This window comes from Pseudomonas sp. NIBRBAC000502773 (assembly GCF_006517195.1).
GTDB lineage: Bacteria > Pseudomonadota > Gammaproteobacteria > Pseudomonadales > Pseudomonadaceae > Aquipseudomonas > Aquipseudomonas marginalis.
Genome location: NZ_CP041189.1, coordinates 2,221,497 through 2,239,999, shown reverse-complemented (window position 1 = coordinate 2,239,999; position 18,503 = coordinate 2,221,497). Strand labels below are relative to the sequence as shown.

The following is an 18,503-nucleotide window of genomic DNA, read 5'->3' as shown; positions in this document are numbered from 1 at the left end:
CAGCGGAGTTTGGTATGAGTGAGTCAGTGCAGTTCCAGGATAAGGTCGTGATCGTCACCGGTGCCGGCGGCGGATTGGGCCGGGCCCATGCGCTGCTGTTCGCCAGGCACGGGGCCAAGGTCCTGGTCAACGACCTCGGCGGTTCTACCCAAGGCGAGGGCGCCAATGCCTCCGCCGCCGACCGGGTGGTCGCCGAGATTCGTGCTGCGGGCGGTGTCGCCGAGGCCAACCATGACTCTGTCACCGACGGTGACAAGATCGTCCAGAACGCCCTCGACGTTTTCGGCCGCATCGACGTAGTGGTCAACAACGCCGGCATCCTGCGTGACAAAACCTTCCACAAAATGGACGACGCCGACTGGGACCTGGTTTACCGCGTGCATGTCGAAGGTGCCTACAAAGTCACCCGCGCCGCCTGGCCTCACCTGCGTGAGCAAGGTTATGGCCGGGTGATTTTCACCGCGTCCACCTCGGGCATCTACGGCAATTTCGGCCAGTCCAACTACGGCATGGCCAAGCTCGGGCTGTACGGCCTGACCCGCACCCTGGCCCTGGAAGGGCGCAAGAACAACATCCTGGTCAATGCGATTGCCCCCACCGGTGGTACGCGCATGACCGAAGGCCTGATCCCGCCGCAAGTGTTCGAGCGCCTCAAGCCGGAACTGGTCAGCCCGCTGGTGGTGTACCTGGGCAGCGAAGCGTGCCAGGAAACGTCCGGGCTGTTCGAGGTGGGTGGTGGCTGGATCGGCAAGACCCGCTGGGAACGCAGCCTGGGCGTGGGCTTCGACCCTGAAGCCGGGTTCTCCCCCGATGACGTGGCGGCGCATTGGGCGCAGATCTGCGACTTTGAAGGCGCCGCCCACCCCAACGACAACATCGAAGCGTTGAAGGAGATGATGGCGAACTTGCAGAAGTACAGCCTGTGATCGTTGCTTGAAAAAGCTTGAATCCCACGGGGCGCTGATGGCGCCCCGTTTTATTTCAGGCAAAAAAAAAGCCGCTGCAAACGCAGCGGCTGAAGTCAGACGTTGGATCAAGGAGCGACAAATCAACGTCAGTGAACACGGGTAACAGATTGAAAAAAGGCATCAATCCATTCAAGTCTGGCTGTTCTTCCCGAGGGGGAAGCGGGCTGTTTGCCCTGAAAGCCAAGCAAGAATAGTCGGTTGTTACAAAATGAGTAATCCCGATTCATGACAAGGACTGTTACTGAAATCGCAACAGTTTCAGGGCAAGCCATCCATTCCCCTGATAACCCGCCATCCACCCAATCCATGGGCCCGCCCGCACCCCGGCCAGAGCGGCTTGTCATCCTTTCGAGCGATAGAGCGAATCCCTCCTTGGTGCGCTTATCGCTCCTGATGCGCGGCAGTAGGGTGAGGCCTTCTGTCACTCACCGGGGAAGACGCATGACAAAAACAACAATGCGCGCCATCTTCACGCCACAGGCGCTGGCCGCTGCGGTTGCGTTGGGTTGCTGTGCCCAGGCACAGGCTGTTTCCTTCAATATTGGCGAGATCGAAGGGCAATTCGACTCCTCGCTGTCGGTCGGCTCGAGCTGGGGCATGCGCGATGCCGATAAAAAACTCGTGGGCACCGTCAATGGCGGCACGGGGCAGGCTTCCACGGGGGATGACGGGCGTCTCAACTTCAAGAAGGGCGAGACCTTCTCCAAGATCTTCAAAGGCCTGCATGACCTGGAGCTGAAGTACGGCGACACCGGTGTGTTCGTGCGCGGCAAGTACTGGTACGACTTCGAACTCAAGGACGAAGACCGCGAGTTCAAGCAGATCAGTGACCACAACCGCAAGGAAGGCGCCAAGTCCAGCGGCGCGCAGATCCTCGATGCGTTCGTCTACCACAACTACTCCCTGGGCGACCTGCCGGGCACCGTGCGCGCAGGCAAGCAGGTGGTCAGTTGGGGCGAAAGTACCTTCATCGGCAACTCCATCAACAGCATCAACCCGATTGACGTGTCGGCGTTCCGTCGGCCCGGTGCCGAGATCAAGGAAGGGCTGATCCCGGTCAACATGCTGTTCGCGTCCCAGAGCCTGACCAACCAACTGACCGTGGAAGGCTTCTACCAGCTGGAGTGGGATCAGACGGTGCTGGATAACTGCGGCACCTTCTTTGGCAATGACGTGGCGGCGGATGGCTGCACCGGCAACTACACGGTGGGTAGTCCGGCGATTGCACCGCTCCAACCGATCGCAGCGGCTCGCGGCCAAGGCTTTGTGGTGACCCGCGAAGGAGTGGTGGTGCAGCGTGCCGGTGACCGCGATGCACGGGACTCCGGCCAATTCGGCGCAGCCTTGCGCTGGCTGGGCGATGACACGGAGTACGGCCTGTACTTCATGAACTACCACAGCCGTACGCCGACTGTGGGCACGATTACCGCCAACACCAATCTGGCGACCATCGGTGGTATCGCAGCGGCTGCTCCGGCGGGCTTCGGTTCGGCCCTGGCCCAGAGCACCATGCTTGGCCGTGGCCAGTACTACCTCGACTATCCGGAAGACATCCGCCTGTTCGGCGCCAGCTTCTCCACCACCTTGCCCACCGGCACGGCGTGGACCGGCGAGATCAGCTACCGCCCGAATGCACCGGTGCAGCTCAATACCACTGACTTGACCCTGGCCCTGATCAACCCGATTGCAGGCAATGCGGCATCGCCGATCCGTTCCTCCTTCGGCGCCGACAACAAGGGCTACCGCCGCAAGGAAATCACCCAGATCCAAAGCACCATGACCCAGTTCTTCGACCAGGTACTGGGCGCTGAACGCCTGACCCTGGTGGGCGAAGCGGCCGTGGTCCATGTGGCCGGCCTGGAGGATAAATCCAAACTGCGTTACGGCCGCGACTCGGTGTACGGCGCCTATGGTTTCCAGGGTGACACCGACGGTTTCGTCACCTCCACCTCCTGGGGCTACCGCGCGCGGGCGATCCTCGACTACAACAATGCGATTGCCGGGGTGAACCTCAAGCCCAACCTGTCCTGGTCCCATGACGTGGCCGGCTACGGGCCCAACGGGATCTTCAATAAAGGCGCCAAGGCCATCAGCGTCGGCGTGGATGCGGACTATCGCAGCACCTACACCGCCAGCCTCAGCTACACCGACTTCTTTGGCGGCGACTACAACACCCTGACCGACCGCGACTTCCTCGCCCTCAGCTTCGGCGTGAACTTCTGATTTGGCTTAAAGAAGGACAAGAATCCATGCGTAAGACAATTGCAGTATTGGCCCTCAGCCTGTTGGCTTCCCACGTGATGGCGGCGGTGTCGCCGGAAGAGGCGGCCAAGCTGGGCACCACCCTGACACCGGTCGGCGCCGAAAAGGCCGGCAACGCCGATGGCTCGATCCCGGCGTGGACCGGTGGTATCCCGAAAAACGCCGGCGCGGTGGACAGCAAGGGCTTCCTTGCCGACCCGTTCGCCAATGAAAAACCGCTGTTTGTGATCACCGCCGCCACGGTGGACAAGTACAAGGACAAACTCTCCGACGGCCAGGTGGCGATGTTCAAGCGCTACCCCGAAACCTACAAGATCCCGGTGTACCCTAGCCACCGTACGGTCAACCTGCCACCGGACATCTACGAGTCGATCAAGCGCAGCGCGCTGAACGTCAAGACGATCAACGACGGCAACGGCCTGGAAAACTTCACCGGCAACCGGTACTACGCTTTCCCGATTCCCAAGAATGGCGTGGAAGTGCTGTGGAACCACATCACCCGCTACCACGGTGGCAACCTGCGCCGCATCATCACCCAGGCCACCCCGCAGACCAATGGCAGCTACACGCCGATCCGCTTCGAGGAGGAAGTGGCGGTGCCCCAGGCGATTCCCGATATCGACCAGGCCAAGGCGGCCAACGTGCTGAGCTATTTCAAGCAATCGGTGACCGCCCCGGCACGCCTGGCGGGTAACGTGCTGCTGGTGCACGAGACCCTCGACCAGGTGAAGGAGCCACGCCTGGCCTGGATCTACAACGCCGGCCAGCGCCGCGTGCGCCGCGCGCCGCAAGTGTCCTATGACGGCCCGGGTACCGCGTCCGACGGCCTGCGCACCACCGACAACTTCGACATGTTCTCCGGCGCCCCCGACCGCTATGACTGGAAGCTGGTGGGCAAGAAAGAGATGTACATCCCCTACAACAGCTACAAGCTCGATTCGCCGTCGCTCAAGTACGACGACATCATCAAGGCCGGTCATATCAACCAGGACCTGACCCGTTACGAACTGCACCGCGTGTGGGAAGTGGTCGGCACGGTCAAGCCGAGCGAGCGGCACATCTACGCCAAGCGCCACATGTACATCGACGAAGACAGCTGGCAAGTCGCGCTGGTGGATCACTACGACGGTCGTGGCCAACTGTGGCGCGTCGCCGAAGGCCATGCGCAGTTCTACTACGACCACCAGGTGCCGGCCTACACCGTCGAGACCCTGTACGACATCATTGCCGGGCGCTACATCGCACTGGGCATGAAGAACGAGGAGAAGAGCAGCTTCGTGTTCGGCTTTGCGGCCAAGGCAGCGGACTACACCCCGGCGGCGTTGAGGGCTGAAGGCGTACGCTGATCCCGGATCGAAGCGGAGTCAAAATGTGGGAGGAGGCTTGCCCTTTCCCACATTGGGTTTTGTGCATGGCCTTCAATCATTGTGCTGAATACTTCTTCAACAACCACCCGCCACAGGACTAGGGTAAGCACCAAGTTGCATAACAATAAAAAAGCAGGATGCAGCAATGACTGCCATGACACGCTGCCTGGACCGTCCTGGATTCATGCCCCGGCTGTCCGCTCACCATCTGCTGCGCCCACGCCTGGCCGAACCGTTGCTGACGGACCAGGCCAGGGTCAAATTACTCTGCGCCCCCGGCGGCAGTGGCAAGAGCGCACTGCTCGCCGAATGTGCGTTGCGGGCGCCAGCGGGTTGCCAGGTGTACTGGTTGCCCCTCAATGGCGCGGTGCTCAGCCCCCTCGACCTGTGCCTGCGGCTGGCGCAAAACCTGGGCCTGACGTTTACCGATGAAACCACCTTGCTGCTCGACCTCAGCCGCTGGCAGGCCTCGGCGTGGCTGTTCCTCGATGATTTTTGCCGCTTGCCCACGCCCGAGACCGACGCCTTGCTCGACCGGCTGCTCACCGCCAGCAGCCCGGCCCTGACCTGGTGGCTGGGCGCACGACGGCGACCGGCGTGCAACTGGCCGCGCCTGCTGCTCGACGATGAGTTGCTCGAATGTGGCGCCGAACTGGCCTTCAGCCCTGGGGAAATCCAGCAACTGCTCAGCCATGCCCCCGGGCATTCGGTCGACAGCGTGCAGCAGTTCAGCGCCGGTTGGTGCGCGGGCGTGCGCATCGCCCTGCTGGGGGATGGGCACCCCGACAAGACCTTGCTCGACTACCTGCAACACGAACTGTTCAGCACACTGCCGCCGGAGCTGGCGGAGGCCTGGCGCGTACTGGCCCATCTGCCGCGCTTCAACGCCGGCTTGTGCGAGCACTTGTTCGGCGCGGGAGACGGTGACCAGTACCTGAGGGATCTGCAGGTGCTCGGCGCCTTTATTCAGCCGTGGGAAGACACCGACTGGCTGCGGGTTTTTCCGCCCCTGGCGCATCTGATGCAAAACGAGCCCTGGCCGGCCAAACGCTCCTGGCATCGCCGCGCCTGCCAATGGTTCTGCGCCGAACAGGACTGGCAGGCCGCCTTCGAACAGGCGCTGCTGGCCGAAGAATATGAAATGGCGGTGAGCCTGTTGCAGCATTTCAGTTTCGAGGACCTGTTCCGCCAGCAGAACGCCGTCTTGCTGTTGCACCTGCATGAGCAGCATGGCGATGAATTGATGCTCGGCTCGGCACAACTGGTGGGGCTGGTGACGGCGGCGTTGCTGTTTGCCGGGCGTTTCGAACAGGCGGCGGTGTGCATCGATCAACTGACCCGGTTTGCCCCGCAACCGACGGCGGCGCAACAGCGGTATTTGTTGGCGCGCTGGCAGGCGCAATGGGGCTGGCTGCTTCACCTGGGCGGCGATGCCGAGGGCTCGCGCCTGCATTTTCTGGAGGCGCTGCAAGCCTTGCCCGACAGCGCGTGGACCTCGCGGCTGATGTGCCTGTCGGGCCTGACCCAGCAGGCCTTGCTGCGCGGCGAACTGGACGTGGCCCAAAGCCTGAACCGCGAAGCGCTGTGCCTGGCGCGCGCCCAGGGTTCGTTGCTGCTGGAGGCGCTGCTAGAGCTGGATCACGCTCAACTGCTGGAACAGCGCGGGGCACCGTACCGGGCCCAGAGCCTGCTGGAAAATGTACAGGCCATGTTACTTGAGCAGCGGCTCAAGGCCGGCCCCTTGGTGGGGCGTATCGCCCTGCGACGCGGGCACCTGGCCTTGCGCCAGGGCCAGGACAGCCTGGCCGCCGAGTGTTTCGACACGGGCTTGAAGATGTGCCTGCACAGCCAGGACAAGCGCGTGCTCTACGGCTTTCTCGGCCTGGCACTGTTGGCTGCCAACCGTGGCGATTACGCCCAGGCCTTTGTCCAGTTGCGTGAGGCCGAGCGGCTGATGCAGCAACGCCAGGTGCCGGACACGGTGTACCGCGCGGTGCTGCTGTTGGTCAGCGGGCACTTCTGGTTGCAGCAGGGGCGCGCCGAATTGACTGTGGAAGCGGTGCGCCGCGTGCTGCGTCACTTCCGTGGGCCCCAGGCCAAACAAGCACCGCCGGCGACCCTGGAACTGATCCCGCGTCTTGAATACCTGTTGGTGCTGGCGGAAGTGAAGCTGGGCTGCGCCGATCAACCGCTGGAACGGCTCCACGCCTTGCTGCAAGCCACCCATCAGCGCGGCATGCTGTGCCTGGAAATCGAACTGCACCTGGTGCTGGGCGAAGTCGCGTGGCAGCTGGGTGATCCGGCCTTGGCGCGCCGCTCGCTGCAAGCCGGCCTGGAGCTGGCGGCGCGTTGCCAGGTGCAGCAAGCGATTCGCGAATTGCGCCTGCGCGCGCCGGGACTGCTGAGTGAGCTGGGCCTGGAACCTCAGGCATCAACCCCGGGCACGGTGGAAAGCCCCTTGAGCCAGCGCGAACTGGAAGTGCTGCAACTGATCGCCCTCGGCAGTTCCAACCTGGAGATCGCCGACCGCCTGTTTATCTCCCTGCACACCGTCAAGACCCATGCGCGGCGCATTCACAGCAAGCTCGGCGTAGAGCGGCGTACCCAGGCGGTGGCCAAGGCCAAGACCTTGGGCCTGATGGTTTAGATGAACGCCTGACGGTAGTCGCCGGGCGTCGCGCCCATGGCCTGGCGGAAGCGATGGGTAAAGTGGCTGGCGCTGGAAAAACCGCACAGCAGGGCAATTTCGCCCAACGGCAGGGCGCCGCCACGCAGCAGGTTTTGCGCGCGGGTCAGCCGGCGCGCCAGCAGGTACTGATGGGGCGGCAGGCCGAAGCTTTGGCGAAACATCCGTGCGAAATGGTACTCCGACAACGCGCACAACCCAGCTAGTTGCCCAAGGCTGATGGGCTCCTCCAGGTGCTGGTCGATGTAGTCCACCAGCAACCGTCGTTGGTAGGCGGCCAGCCCGCCTTTCAACCGCAGGCCTTCGCGGGCGCCCACCTGGCTGAGCAGGGTGTGGCTGAGCATTTCATGGGCGAGGCTGCTGGTGAGCAGGCGTTCGGCGGGTTCATCCCAGTTGAGGGCGATCAACTGGTGGAAGCGTCGGGCCAGGCGCTCGTCTTCCAGAAAGGTACTTTCCCGCAGTTCCAGCGTGCGCGGTTCACGGTCAAGCAGGGTGACGCAGCCGAGGGCAAATTGTTCCGGGCTGAAATACACGTGGGCCAGGCGGATTTCACCGTTGATCACCCAGGCCGATTGGTGCTCGGCAGGCAGGATGCACAGCTTGTCGGGGCCGCCCTTGGTGCCCGGACGGTCGCGCCGAAACGTGCCGGTGCCGCCACCGACATAGCAGGACAAGGTGTGATGGCTGGGCGCCTGGTAGTCCTGGGAATCGTGATGGTTGCTCCACAAGGCCGCGGACAATCCGTCACCGAGCTCGGCGCAGGCTTCCAGGCGTGCGTTGGGCGAGCGGTTAAGGGCTTGGAAGACTTGCAGGGATTCCAGGTCTGGCATGGTGTGTGTTCTCCGACGCCTTGCATCCTACTCCGCGCGGTTGGCGCTGTGATCCCATCGCCCGACAAAAGCGCAAGATTGTGCAAGAGCCTTGCCCGGGTTGAAGGCGACACTGTGGCTCAATCGATGGAGCCCGCTATGAACCTTTCCCTGTATTTACTCACCGTGCTGATCTGGGGCACCACCTGGATCGCCCTCAAATGGCAATTGGGCATGGTGGCGATTCCCGTGTCCATCGTCTACCGCTTCGGCCTGGCGGCCCTGGTGTTGTTTGCGTTGCTGCTGGTCAGTCGCAAGTTGCAGGTGATGAACCGGCGCGGGCACCTCATCTGCCTGGCCCAGGGGCTGTGCCTGTTCTGTGTCAACTTCATGTGCTTTCTCACGGCCAGCCAATGGATCCCCAGCGGCCTGGTGGCGGTGGTGTTTTCCACGGCCACGCTGTGGAATGCGCTGAACGCCCGGGTGTTTTTCGGCCAGCGGGTGGCACGCAATGTGTTGATGGGCGGTGGCCTGGGCTTGGCCGGCTTGGGCCTGCTGTTCTGGCCGGAACTGGTGGGGCATGCCGCCAGCCCGCAGACCTTGCTGGGGTTGGGGTTGGCGTTGCTGGGGACGATGTGTTTCTCGGCGGGCAATATGCTCTCGAGCCTGCAGCAGAAGGCCGGTCTGAGGCCGCTGACCACGAATGCCTGGGGCATGTTGTATGGTTCGTTGATGCTGGCGACCTACTGCGTGGTGCGCGGCATTCCGTTTGAGATGGACTGGAGCGCACGTTACATCGGTGCGTTGTGGTACCTGGTGATTCCGGGTTCGGTGATCGGGTTTACCGCGTACCTGACCTTGGTCGGGCGCATGGGGCCGGAGCGTGCGGCGTATTGCACGGTGCTGTTCCCGGTGGTGGCGCTGAATGTGTCGGCGTTTGCCGAAGGCTACCAGTGGACCGCGCCGGCGTTGGCGGGGTTGGTACTGGTGATGCTGGGGAATGTGTTGGTGTTTCGTAAGCCCAAGGTGGCTCAGCCGGTGAATCCGATCCTTCAGGCAAAACAGGTCTAGTGTGGGAGGGGGCAAGCTCCCTCCCACATTTCCTGCATTTCTCACATTTGACCGAGTTGTCTGGTTTATTTGAGCCCTAAACGCTTGGCCATCCGGCCGAGGTTGGCGCGGTCCAGGCCCAGTTCGCGGGCGGCGCCGGCCCAGTTGTGCTGGTGGCGTTCCAGGCAGGCGTTGATGACTTGGCGCTGGTAGTCCTCGGTGGCCTGGCGCAGGTCACCGGTGACGGCCAGGGCGGTTTCTGCCGCTGCTTCGATCACCGGCGTGCTGACGTCGGGCAAGTCCAGGTCCTGGGCACTCAGGCTCAGAATCTTCGGGCGTTCGCGACAGTTGCCCAGGGCTTTCAGCGCGCTGCGGCCGATCAAATGTTCCAGCTCCCGCACATTGCCCGGCCAGTTATAGGCCAGCAGCGCCGCCTGGGCATCGCTGGTCAGGCGCAGGCTGCCCAGGCCCATGCGTGAGCGGTTCTGCTCGAGGAAGAAGCCGGCCAGCAGCAACACATCACGCCCGCGCTCGCGCAGGGCCGGCACTTGCAACGGGTACACGCTCAGGCGGTGGTAGAAGTCGGCGCGGTAGCGGCCGTTGCGCACTTCGTCGGCGAGGTCGCGGTTGGTGGCGGCGATCAGGCGCACATCCACCTGGTGTTCCTTGTCCGAGCCCAGGCGCTGCAACTGGCCGCTTTGCAGCACCCGCAGCAGCTTGGCCTGCACGCTCAGGGACAGTTCGCCCACTTCGTCCAGAAACAGCGTGCCGCCATTGGCCAGCTCGAACTTGCCGCGCCGTTCATTCAGCGCGCCGGTGAAGGCGCCACGCACATGGCCGAACAACTCGCTTTCCACCAGGGTTTCCGGCAGGGCCGCGCAGTTGAGGCTGATCAGTGGTTTGTCCGCACGGGACGACGACGCGTGAATAGCCTGGGCCACCAGTTCCTTGCCGACCCCGGTTTCGCCGGTGATCAGCACCGTGAGGTCGCTGCTACCCACCAGCTTGATTTCCTCCACCAGGCGCTTGTGGGTTTTACTCTGGCCGATCATTTCCTTGTGCTGCTGGCCGCTGGCCTGGCGGTAGATCTCGGCGCGCTGGTGTTCGTCTTCGGCGCGCAACGCCAGGCGTTCGATACGTTCGGCCACGTTGACGGTGGCGGCGGCGAGGCTGGCGAAGGCTTGCAGGGCGTCCAGTTCCACGCGTTCGAAGCGTTCGGTGTCCAGCGCGTCCAGGGTCAACAGGCCCCAGGGCAGGTCGTCGACAAACAGCGGGCAGCCCATGCAGTCGTGGACTTCCAGGTGGCCGTGCACGCCATCGACCAGGCCGTCGTAGGGATCGGGTAATTCGCTGTCACTGTCAAAGCGTGTGGGCCCAGGGCTGCTGAGCAACACGGCGAAGCGCGGATGTTCGCTGACCTTGAAGCGGCGGCCTAGGGTGTCTGCGCTCAAGCCATCCACCGCCAGCGGCACCAGCGACTCGCCGTCCAGGCGCAGCAGGGCGGCCGCATCACACGGCAACAGGGCGCGCATGGCTTGCAGCAGGCGTCGATAGCGTTCGCCTTCGGGCAGTTCCCGCGACAGGTCGGCGACCAGCGGCAGCAGGGTGGTGAGCAGCGAGTGTGCAGTCATAATGACTCCTTGTAGTCCATATGACTATAAGGTGTAGGAGGTCATACTGACTACATAATGTTCAACCTATTGAAATTAAAGGATTTATAAGTTGGCATGAATACTGAGTAGCTAAGGGCAACCAGTAAAGAAGCCCCAGGAGGCTCCCATGCTTAGTGCCCAAGACCGTGCCATCGTCAAATCCACCGTGCCCCTGCTGGAAAGCGGCGGCGAAGCGCTGATCACCCATTTCTACCGCATGATGCTCTCCGAGTACCCTGAGGTTCGCCCGCTGTTCAACCAGGCTCACCAGGCCAGCGGTGACCAGCCCCGGGCCCTGGCCAATGGCGTATTGATGTACGCGCGGCATATCGACCAGCTCGACCAACTGGGCGACCTGGTGGCGAAGATCATCAACAAGCACGTCGCCTTGCAGATCCTGCCGGAGCATTACCCGATCGTGGGCGCTTGCCTGCTGCGGGCGATTTCCGAGGTGCTGGGCAGTGAGATCGCCACCCCTGAGGTGATGAATGCCTGGGGCGCCGCGTACGGCCAACTGGCGGACATCCTGATCGGTGCCGAAGCCGCTATTTACGCAGAGAAAGCCCAGGCCCCCGGCGGCTGGCGCGGTGCGCGGGCGTTTACCCTGGTCAAGCGTGTGGAGGAGAGCGCCGAGATCACTTCCTTCTATTTCGCGCCGGCGGACAACGGGGCGATCCTCGCGGCCGCGCCGGGCCAATACATCGGCATGAAGCTGCTGCTCGACGGTGAGGAAGTGCGCCGCAACTATTCACTGTCGGCCCTGAGTGATGCGGGTGAATACCGCATCAGCGTCAAGCGCGAGGCCGGCGGGCGGGTTTCCAACTACCTGCATGACCAGTTGCAGGTCGGTGCGACGATTGACCTGTTTCCGCCGTCGGGCGAGTTCACCCTGGCGGCCAGCGATAAGCCGCTGGTGCTGATCAGCGGCGGGGTAGGGATCACCCCAACCTTGCCGATGCTGGAGGCTGCGCTGGCCACCGAGCGTCCGGTGCACTTTATCCACTGCGCGCGCAATGGCGGGGTGCATGCGTTCCGCGATTGGGTGGATGCACTGGCTGCCAAGCACCCGCAGCTCAAGCGCTTCTATTGCTATGCCGAGGACGACGGCGTGAGCCCTGCGGCGGATAAGGTCGGCCTGCTGAGCCAGGAGCAACTGGCTGCATGGTTGCCGGAGCAGCGTGACGTGGATGCATACTTCCTGGGACCTAAAGGCTTCATGGCGGCGATCAAGCGCCACCTCAAGGCTCTGGGCGTACCCGAAAAGCAAAGTCGCTACGAATTCTTCGGCCCGGCGGCTGCCTTGGAATAAGACCTGAAGGTTCACACTGTTCAAAATAATGTGGGAGGGGGCTTGCCTCTCCCACATTTGGATCTCTGTTCCTCTCGATTAATCCCCTGTTAACCCCTCTCTGTTTAAACCACTCTCTGTGTGTAAACTTGCGGCCATTGGCACAACCAAACAAAGGGATACGGGGATGAGTGACGAATTGCGTTTAGGCAGGGAGCGGCGCTTTCTGGTGTTGCTGGGCATCATCTGCCTGGCGCTGATCGGTGGAGCGTTGTACATGCAGGTGGTGTTGGGCGAGGCGCCGTGCCCGTTGTGCATCCTGCAACGCTATGCCTTGCTGTTGATTGCGATCTTCGCGTTCATCGGTGCCGCCATGCGCACCAAGGGCGCCCTCACGCTGTTCGAAGGCCTGGTGGTACTCAGCGCTCTCGGCGGGGTGGCCGCGGCCGGTCACCATGTGTACACCCAGTTCTTCCCGCAGGTGAGCTGCGGCGTCGATGTGCTGCAACCTATCGTCGACGACCTGCCCCTGGCCAAGGTCTTCCCGCTGGGCTTCCAGGTCGATGGCTTCTGCAGCACCCCGTACCCGCCGGTGCTGGGCCTGTCTTTGGCGCAATGGGCGCTGGTGGCGTTCGTGCTGACGGTCATCCTGGTGCCCCTGGGCATCTATCGTAATCGTCGCCACAAAGGCTGAACCCATCAGTGAAACGCCCCGGTCTTTCCTCAAGGTAGGCCGGGGCGTTTTTGCATGTAGGCTTTTGTGAACAGAGCGTGACGCCGGACAATTTTGGCTGCGCGCAGTGTGCGACATGTTGTCACACGGAAGCTGCCGCAGGACGTTTCTGACCCGCCAAACCAACGCTTAAATTTGCAAAAAGCCTCCAGGATGTGCTGTCAGTTCGTGGTTTGGACGACGCCACGTACCTCACGTCGTACAAGGCTTTGAGTGATGTCCGAATGCCTTGTTTTATGGGGGGTTGCATAGGTTTCGTAGGCCCTTACGGGGGGTAAGGGCTGTGACCGTTTGCCCTATAACACGGCAATTTTTGTGGTTTTTGTTGAGAATTGAACGCGATAAGATCGCGAACCATTGCAATATTGGTGAAGGATTATTGCTGTAATCGATAAAAATTATTTCTTTATAAGACATGGTTTATACATCGCTAGCTAACTACAATCGCCCGCACTGAATGTCCGGTGCTGCTCAATATTTGAGCACTGGAGCGGTCGAGGGGCAGATGGACGGCTCTGTGCGACCCCAAGGTTCCGGCAGCCTTTCAACTATCCGCACCAAAGGGAATTGGTCTGTAACAAGGCCTTTAACCACGAAATCGAATAAGAACTCACCGCAGGTCCGTGAAACGCTCCGTTATATGGCGTGCCGGGCAGGCTCTTATTCAATCGAAGAGAAATGCCAACCCTTGGCAGGGTGAAGTGTTGGCGATCAAAACCCAACTGCATTGCGCAAGCTGCTTTAGAGGTCGTGAGATGAGTAAAAACAGGTACCCCCGATTACTAGGCTTTTTGCCGCTGCTTGGCATGATGTTAATGCTGGGAGGCTGCAAGTGGACCTTGATGGACCCAAAAGGACAGATCGGTCTGGATCAACGAAACCTGATCATCACTGCCACCCTGCTGATGCTGTTGGTCGTGGTGCCTGTGATCATCATGACCTTTGCCTTCGCCTGGAAATACCGCGCGTCGAACACCAGCGCGACCTACGCGCCTAAGTGGTCGCACTCCACCAAGATCGAAATCGCGGTGTGGCTGGTCCCGATCCTCATCATCATCGCCCTGGGTTACATCACCTATAAGTCGACCCACGAGCTGGACCCGTACCGTCCGCTGGAGTCCGACGTCAAGCCGATCAACATCGAAGTGGTCGCGCTGGACTGGAAGTGGCTGTTCATCTACCCGGACCTGGGTATCGCCACGGTTAACCAGATTCGCTTCCCTGAGAACACCCCGCTTAACTTCCGGATCACCTCCGACGCCGTGATGAACTCGTTCTTCATCCCTGCCCTGGGCGGTCAGATCTACGCGATGGCAGGCATGCAGACCCGACTGCACCTGATCGCCAACGAAAAAGCTGAAATGGAAGGCATCTCCGCGAACTACAGCGGCGCTGGCTTCACCGGCATGAAATTCAAAGCGATCTCGACGAGCCAGGAAGATTTCAACGCCTGGGTAGCCGAAGTCAAGGCCGCACCTAAACAGCTTGATCAAGCTGAATACGACGCCCTGACCAAACCAAGCCAGAACAACCCTGTCGCCCTGTACTCCGCGTATGAGCCGAACCTGTTTCAGAAAATCGTCGACAAGTACGAAGGTATGAAGCCAGGCAAGCCGGTCAAGCACGAGAAGAAAGAAGTGGCCGCGGTTGAAGGTTCTGACACGGGCTCGCATTCAACTGCTGGGGCAGAGGAGTAAACGATGTTTGGTAAATTAAGTTGGGATGCGGTCCCGTTCCACGAGCCGATTGTGATGATTACCATCGCCATGATCGCGCTGGGTGGTCTGGCACTGTTTGCAGCAATCACTTATTTCAAGAAGTGGACCTACCTGTGGACCGAGTGGCTGACGTCGGTCGACCACAAGAAAATCGGCGTGATGTACATCATCGTTGCCATGGTCATGCTGCTGCGTGGTTTTGCCGACGCCATCATGATGCGTACCCAGTTGGCCATGGCCACCGAAGGTTCGCCTGGCTACCTGCCGCCTGAACACTATGACCAGATCTTCACCGCCCACGGTGTGATCATGATCATCTTCATGGCGATGCCATTCTTCACCGGCCTGATGAACCTTGCAGTGCCGCTGCAGATCGGTGCTCGTGACGTTGCCTACCCGTTCCTGAACTCCCTGAGCTTCTGGCTGCTGGTTTCCGGCGTGGTGCTGATCAACGTGTCCCTGGGTGTCGGCGAATTCGCCAAGACCGGTTGGGTTGCGTATCCACCATTGTCGGGCATCCAGTACAGCCCTGGCGTGGGTGTGGACTACTACATCTGGGCGCTACAGTTATCAGGGCTCGGGACGACGCTGACGGGGGTCAACTTCCTGGCCACCGTCCTGAAAATGCGCGCCCCTGGCATGAAACTGATGGACATGCCGATCTTCACCTGGACCTGCACCTGGGCCAACGTCCTGATCGTGGCGTCGTTCCCGATCCTGGCCGCTACCATGGCGCTGCTGTCGCTTGACCGTTACCTGGATTTCCACATTTTCACCAATGAACTTGGTGGTAATCCAATGATGTACGTGAACCTGTTCTGGGCATGGGGTCACCCTGAGGTGTACATCCTGATCCTGCCAGCGTTCGGTATCTTCTCCGAAGTGATCTCGACCTTTACCGGCAAGCGCCTGTTCGGTCACCACTCGATGGTCTACGCATCGGGCGCAATCTCCGTACTGGGCTTCATGGTGTGGCTGCACCACTTCTTCACCATGGGTTCGGGGGCCAGCGTCAACGCCTTCTTCGGCCTGGCGACGATGCTGATTTCCATCCCGACGGGGGTGAAGCTATTCAACTGGCTGTTCACCATCTACCACGGCCGTCTGCGCATCACCAGCCAGGTCCTGTGGACCCTGGGCTTCATGGTGACCTTCGCCATCGGCGGCATGACCGGCGTACTGCTGGCCATTCCGGGTGCTGACTTCGTACTGCACAACAGCCTGTTCGTGATCGCTCACTTCCACAACGTGATCATCGGTGGTGCGGTATTCGGCTACATCGCTGGTTTCAGCTTCTACTTCCCGAAAGCGTTCGGCTTCAAGCTGCACGAAGGCTGGGGTAAGGCTGCGTTCTGGTTCTGGATCTCGGGCTTCTTCGTTGCGTTCATGCCGCTCTATGCACTGGGCTTCATGGGCATGACCCGTCGTCTGAACGCCACTACCAACCCTGAGTGGGTGCCGTACCTGTACGTCGCCATGTTTGGTGCACTCATGATCGCTGTGGGTATCGCCTGCCAGTTGATCCAACTGTACGTGAGCATCCGTGACCGTAAGCAGAACGCTTGCGAATCCGGCGACCCATGGAATGGCCACACCCTGGAATGGTCGACCTCGTCGCCACCTCCGTTCTACAACTTCGCCGTGATCCCGACTGCGAACACCATCGATGCGTTCACCGAAGCCAAGGAAGACGGTACTGCGTACCAGAAGCCCAAGCACTACGAGCCGATCCACATGCCAAGCAACACCGCTACTGGCGTGGTGATGGGTGCGCTGTTGACCGTGTTCGGTTTCGCGATGATCTGGCACATCTGGTGGCTGGCAATCGTGAGCCTGGTGGGCACCATCGGCTACTTCATTGTCCACGCAGCACGTGATGATCAAGGCTACATGGTGCCGGTCGAAACGATCGAGCGCATCGAAGCCGAGCAGCACGCTCGCCTGGTCGCCGAGAAGAAAATCCCGGCCAACCGTGTAGAAACCTCGTTGGAACAGGCTTAAACCATGTCGAACTTAGTGACCAATGCTGGACACGCCCATGTCGATGACCATGGGCACGATGACCATCACCACGACTCGGGGCCGATGACCGTTTTCGGTTTCTGGCTCTACCTGATGACCGACTGCATCTTGTTTGCGTCGATCTTCGCGGTGTACGCGGTACTGGTAAACAACGTTGCGGGTGGCCCGTCGGGCCACGACATCTTCGAACTGCCTTACGTGCTCGGCGAAACCGCCTTGCTGTTGTTCAGTTCGATCACCTACGGCTTCGCCATGTTGGCCTTCTACAAGGGCAACAAGAAAGGCGTCCTGAGCTGGTTGGCACTGACCTTCCTGTTCGGCCTGGGCTTCATCGGCATGGAGATCAACGAGTTCCACCTGCTGATCTCCGAAGGCTACGGCCCGCACCGTTCCGGCTTCCTGTCGGCGTTCTTCACGCTGGTAGGCACCCACGGTCTGCACGTAACGGCCGGCCTGCTGTGGATGGCGGTGATGATGTATCAGGTCAATAAACACGGCCTGACCAACACCAACAAGACTCGCCTGAGCTGCCTGAGCCTGTTCTGGCACTTCCTGGACGTGGTCTGGATCTGCGTCTTCACCGTTGTTTACCTGATGGGGACTCTGTAATGGCTAATGCACACTCCCATGACCATGACAGCCATGATGCGAGCCACGGCAGCGTTAAGTCGTACGCCATCGGCTTCATCCTGTCGGTAATCCTGACGCTTATCCCGTTCGGTCTGGTGATGTACCCGACCCTGCCGAAATCGATCACTTTGATGATCGTGCTGGCGTTCGCGGTGATTCAGGTTCTGGTTCACCTGGTGTACTTCCTGCACCTGGATCGTTCTAAAGAGCAGCGCGATAACGTGATTGCGTTCGTGTTCGCAGGCTTAGTAATCCTGCTGCTGGTTGGCCTGTCGATATGGATCATGTTCAGCATCCATACGTTCATGATGGCGAAGTGAGGTAAGACCCGATGTCGCTTAAGCACTTTATCCAAATCACCAAACCGGGGATCATTTTCGGTAACGTGCTTTCTGTGGCGGGCGGTTTCTTCCTGGCCTCCAAGGGACATGTCGATCTGGCCATCTTCCTGGCTGCGATGATCGGTACGTCCCTGGTGGTGGCTTCCGGCTGTGTCTTCAACAACTGCATCGACCGTGACATCGACATCAAGATGGAGCGCACCAAGAATCGCGTGCTGGTCCAGGGCCTTATCTCCCTGAAACTGGCGCTGATCTTCGCGACCGTCCTGGGTGTTGCCGGTGTGGCCCTGTTGTACCAGGTGGCCAACCCGCTGGCGGCGTTGTTTGCCGTGATCGGTTTTGTCATCTACGTCGGTCTCTACAGCCTGTACCTCAAGCGCAAGTCGGTGCACGGCACGCTGGTGGGCAGTCTGTCGGGGGCGATGCCGCCGGTGATTGGTTATGTGGCTGTGACCAATAGCTTCGACATGGCTGCGCTGGTGCTGCTGGTGATGTTCAGCCTGTGGCAGATGCCGCATTCCTACGCCATCGCGATCTTCCGCTTCAACGACTACCTGGCTGCTTCGATTCCGGTCCTGCCGGTCAAGCGTGGCATCCAGGTCGCCAAGAAACACATCCTGCTCTACATCCTGGCCTTCCTCGTGGCGACCTTGATGTTGACCTTCAGTGGCTACGCCGGCATGAGCTACCTTGCCGTCGCTGCGGCCATGGGCATGTACTGGTTGTACATGGCCTGGACCGGCTACAAGGCGGTGGACGACACCGTCTGGGCGCGCAAGCTGTTCGTGTTCTCGATCTTCACCATCACCGCGCTCAGCGTGATGATGTCCCTGGATTTCCAAGTGCCGAAAGAGCTGTTGCTGACCTACGCCCACTGAGTGTCTGAGTAATAAAAAGGCCCCGCCTTCGAAAGAAGCGCGGGGTTTTTTATTGAGTGACCTTTAAACTACGACCAAACCCTACCCCTGCAGGAAGCA

14 protein-coding genes are annotated in these 18,503 nt (G+C 60.7%); 12 read left to right on the top strand and 2 right to left on the bottom strand.

The genetic code is table 11. The features are described from left to right. Positions 1–14 precede the first annotated feature (14 nt). The 4 genes from NIBR502773_RS10290 (at position 15) to NIBR502773_RS10275 (ending at position 7,244) form a co-directional block, all read left to right on the top strand. A complete protein-coding gene (locus NIBR502773_RS10290) occupies positions 15–926 on the top strand; it encodes an SDR family oxidoreductase (RefSeq protein ID WP_074847598.1) in 912 nt (303 codons plus the stop codon). 483 nt (positions 927–1,409) lie between these two features. Further along, entirely contained in the window at positions 1,410–3,191 is a 1,782-nt protein-coding gene (locus NIBR502773_RS10285; RefSeq protein ID WP_081744486.1) for a DUF1302 domain-containing protein, read from the top strand. Positions 3,192–3,217: 26 nt separating this feature from the next. Further along, a complete protein-coding gene (locus NIBR502773_RS10280; protein ID WP_027607629.1) occupies positions 3,218–4,576 on the top strand; it encodes a DUF1329 domain-containing protein in 1,359 nt (452 codons plus the stop codon). A 166-nt stretch (positions 4,577–4,742) separates the two neighbouring features. After that, positions 4,743–7,244 (top strand): LuxR C-terminal-related transcriptional regulator, encoded by a 2,502-nt coding sequence (locus NIBR502773_RS10275; RefSeq protein WP_141155978.1) that lies wholly within the window; start codon positions 4,743–4,745, stop codon positions 7,242–7,244. Here the strand turns inward: NIBR502773_RS10275 and NIBR502773_RS10270 are convergent. Further along, complete coding sequence (locus tag NIBR502773_RS10270) at positions 7,241–8,113, bottom strand: helix-turn-helix domain-containing protein (protein ID WP_141155977.1); 873 nt, start codon at positions 8,111–8,113, stop codon at positions 7,241–7,243. The genes NIBR502773_RS10275 and NIBR502773_RS10270 overlap by 4 nt on opposite strands. A gap of 138 nt (positions 8,114–8,251) precedes the next feature. Here NIBR502773_RS10270 and NIBR502773_RS10265 point away from each other — a divergent pair, with 138 nt between their 5' ends. Further along, the gene (locus tag NIBR502773_RS10265) at positions 8,252–9,163 is read left to right on the top strand and encodes a DMT family transporter (protein WP_141155976.1); all 912 of its coding nucleotides are present in this window, start codon (positions 8,252–8,254) and stop codon (positions 9,161–9,163) included. A gap of 65 nt (positions 9,164–9,228) precedes the next feature. On the opposite strand, the gene norR is transcribed toward NIBR502773_RS10265, so the two are convergent. Continuing rightward, positions 9,229–10,773: a nitric oxide reductase transcriptional regulator NorR gene (norR, locus tag NIBR502773_RS10260; RefSeq protein WP_141155975.1), complete on the bottom strand. Its 1,545-nt coding sequence runs from the start codon at positions 10,771–10,773 to the stop codon at positions 9,229–9,231. A gap of 148 nt (positions 10,774–10,921) precedes the next feature. Between norR and hmpA the strand changes: the two genes are divergently transcribed. The 7 genes from hmpA to cyoE all read left to right on the top strand — a co-directional run bounded on the left by hmpA (position 10,922) and on the right by cyoE (position 18,404). After that, on the top strand, positions 10,922–12,103 hold the full coding sequence (gene hmpA / locus NIBR502773_RS10255; protein ID WP_141155974.1) for an NO-inducible flavohemoprotein: 1,182 nt from the start codon (positions 10,922–10,924) through the stop codon (positions 12,101–12,103). 166 nt (positions 12,104–12,269) lie between these two features. Further along, positions 12,270–12,776, top strand: a complete 507-nt coding sequence (locus tag NIBR502773_RS10250; RefSeq protein ID WP_027607623.1) for a disulfide bond formation protein B — start codon at positions 12,270–12,272, stop codon at positions 12,774–12,776. A 794-nt stretch (positions 12,777–13,570) separates the two neighbouring features. Continuing rightward, positions 13,571–14,512: a ubiquinol oxidase subunit II gene (gene cyoA / locus NIBR502773_RS10240; protein ID WP_027607622.1), complete on the top strand. Its 942-nt coding sequence runs from the start codon at positions 13,571–13,573 to the stop codon at positions 14,510–14,512. A 3-nt stretch (positions 14,513–14,515) separates the two neighbouring features. Further along, positions 14,516–16,534, top strand: a complete 2,019-nt coding sequence (cyoB, locus tag NIBR502773_RS10235) for a cytochrome o ubiquinol oxidase subunit I (RefSeq protein ID WP_065939027.1) — start codon at positions 14,516–14,518, stop codon at positions 16,532–16,534. 3 nt (positions 16,535–16,537) lie between these two features. Then, the gene (locus NIBR502773_RS10230) at positions 16,538–17,164 is read left to right on the top strand and encodes a cytochrome o ubiquinol oxidase subunit III (RefSeq protein WP_010206435.1); all 627 of its coding nucleotides are present in this window, start codon (positions 16,538–16,540) and stop codon (positions 17,162–17,164) included. After that, the gene (cyoD, locus tag NIBR502773_RS10225; RefSeq protein WP_010206434.1) at positions 17,164–17,505 is read left to right on the top strand and encodes a cytochrome o ubiquinol oxidase subunit IV; all 342 of its coding nucleotides are present in this window, start codon (positions 17,164–17,166) and stop codon (positions 17,503–17,505) included. Before NIBR502773_RS10230 ends, cyoD begins: the two co-directional genes overlap by 1 nt. Before the next feature lie 11 nt (positions 17,506–17,516). Next, entirely contained in the window at positions 17,517–18,404 is an 888-nt protein-coding gene (gene cyoE, locus NIBR502773_RS10220) for a heme o synthase (RefSeq protein WP_027607620.1), read from the top strand. The last annotated feature ends 99 nt before the right edge of the window (positions 18,405–18,503 follow it).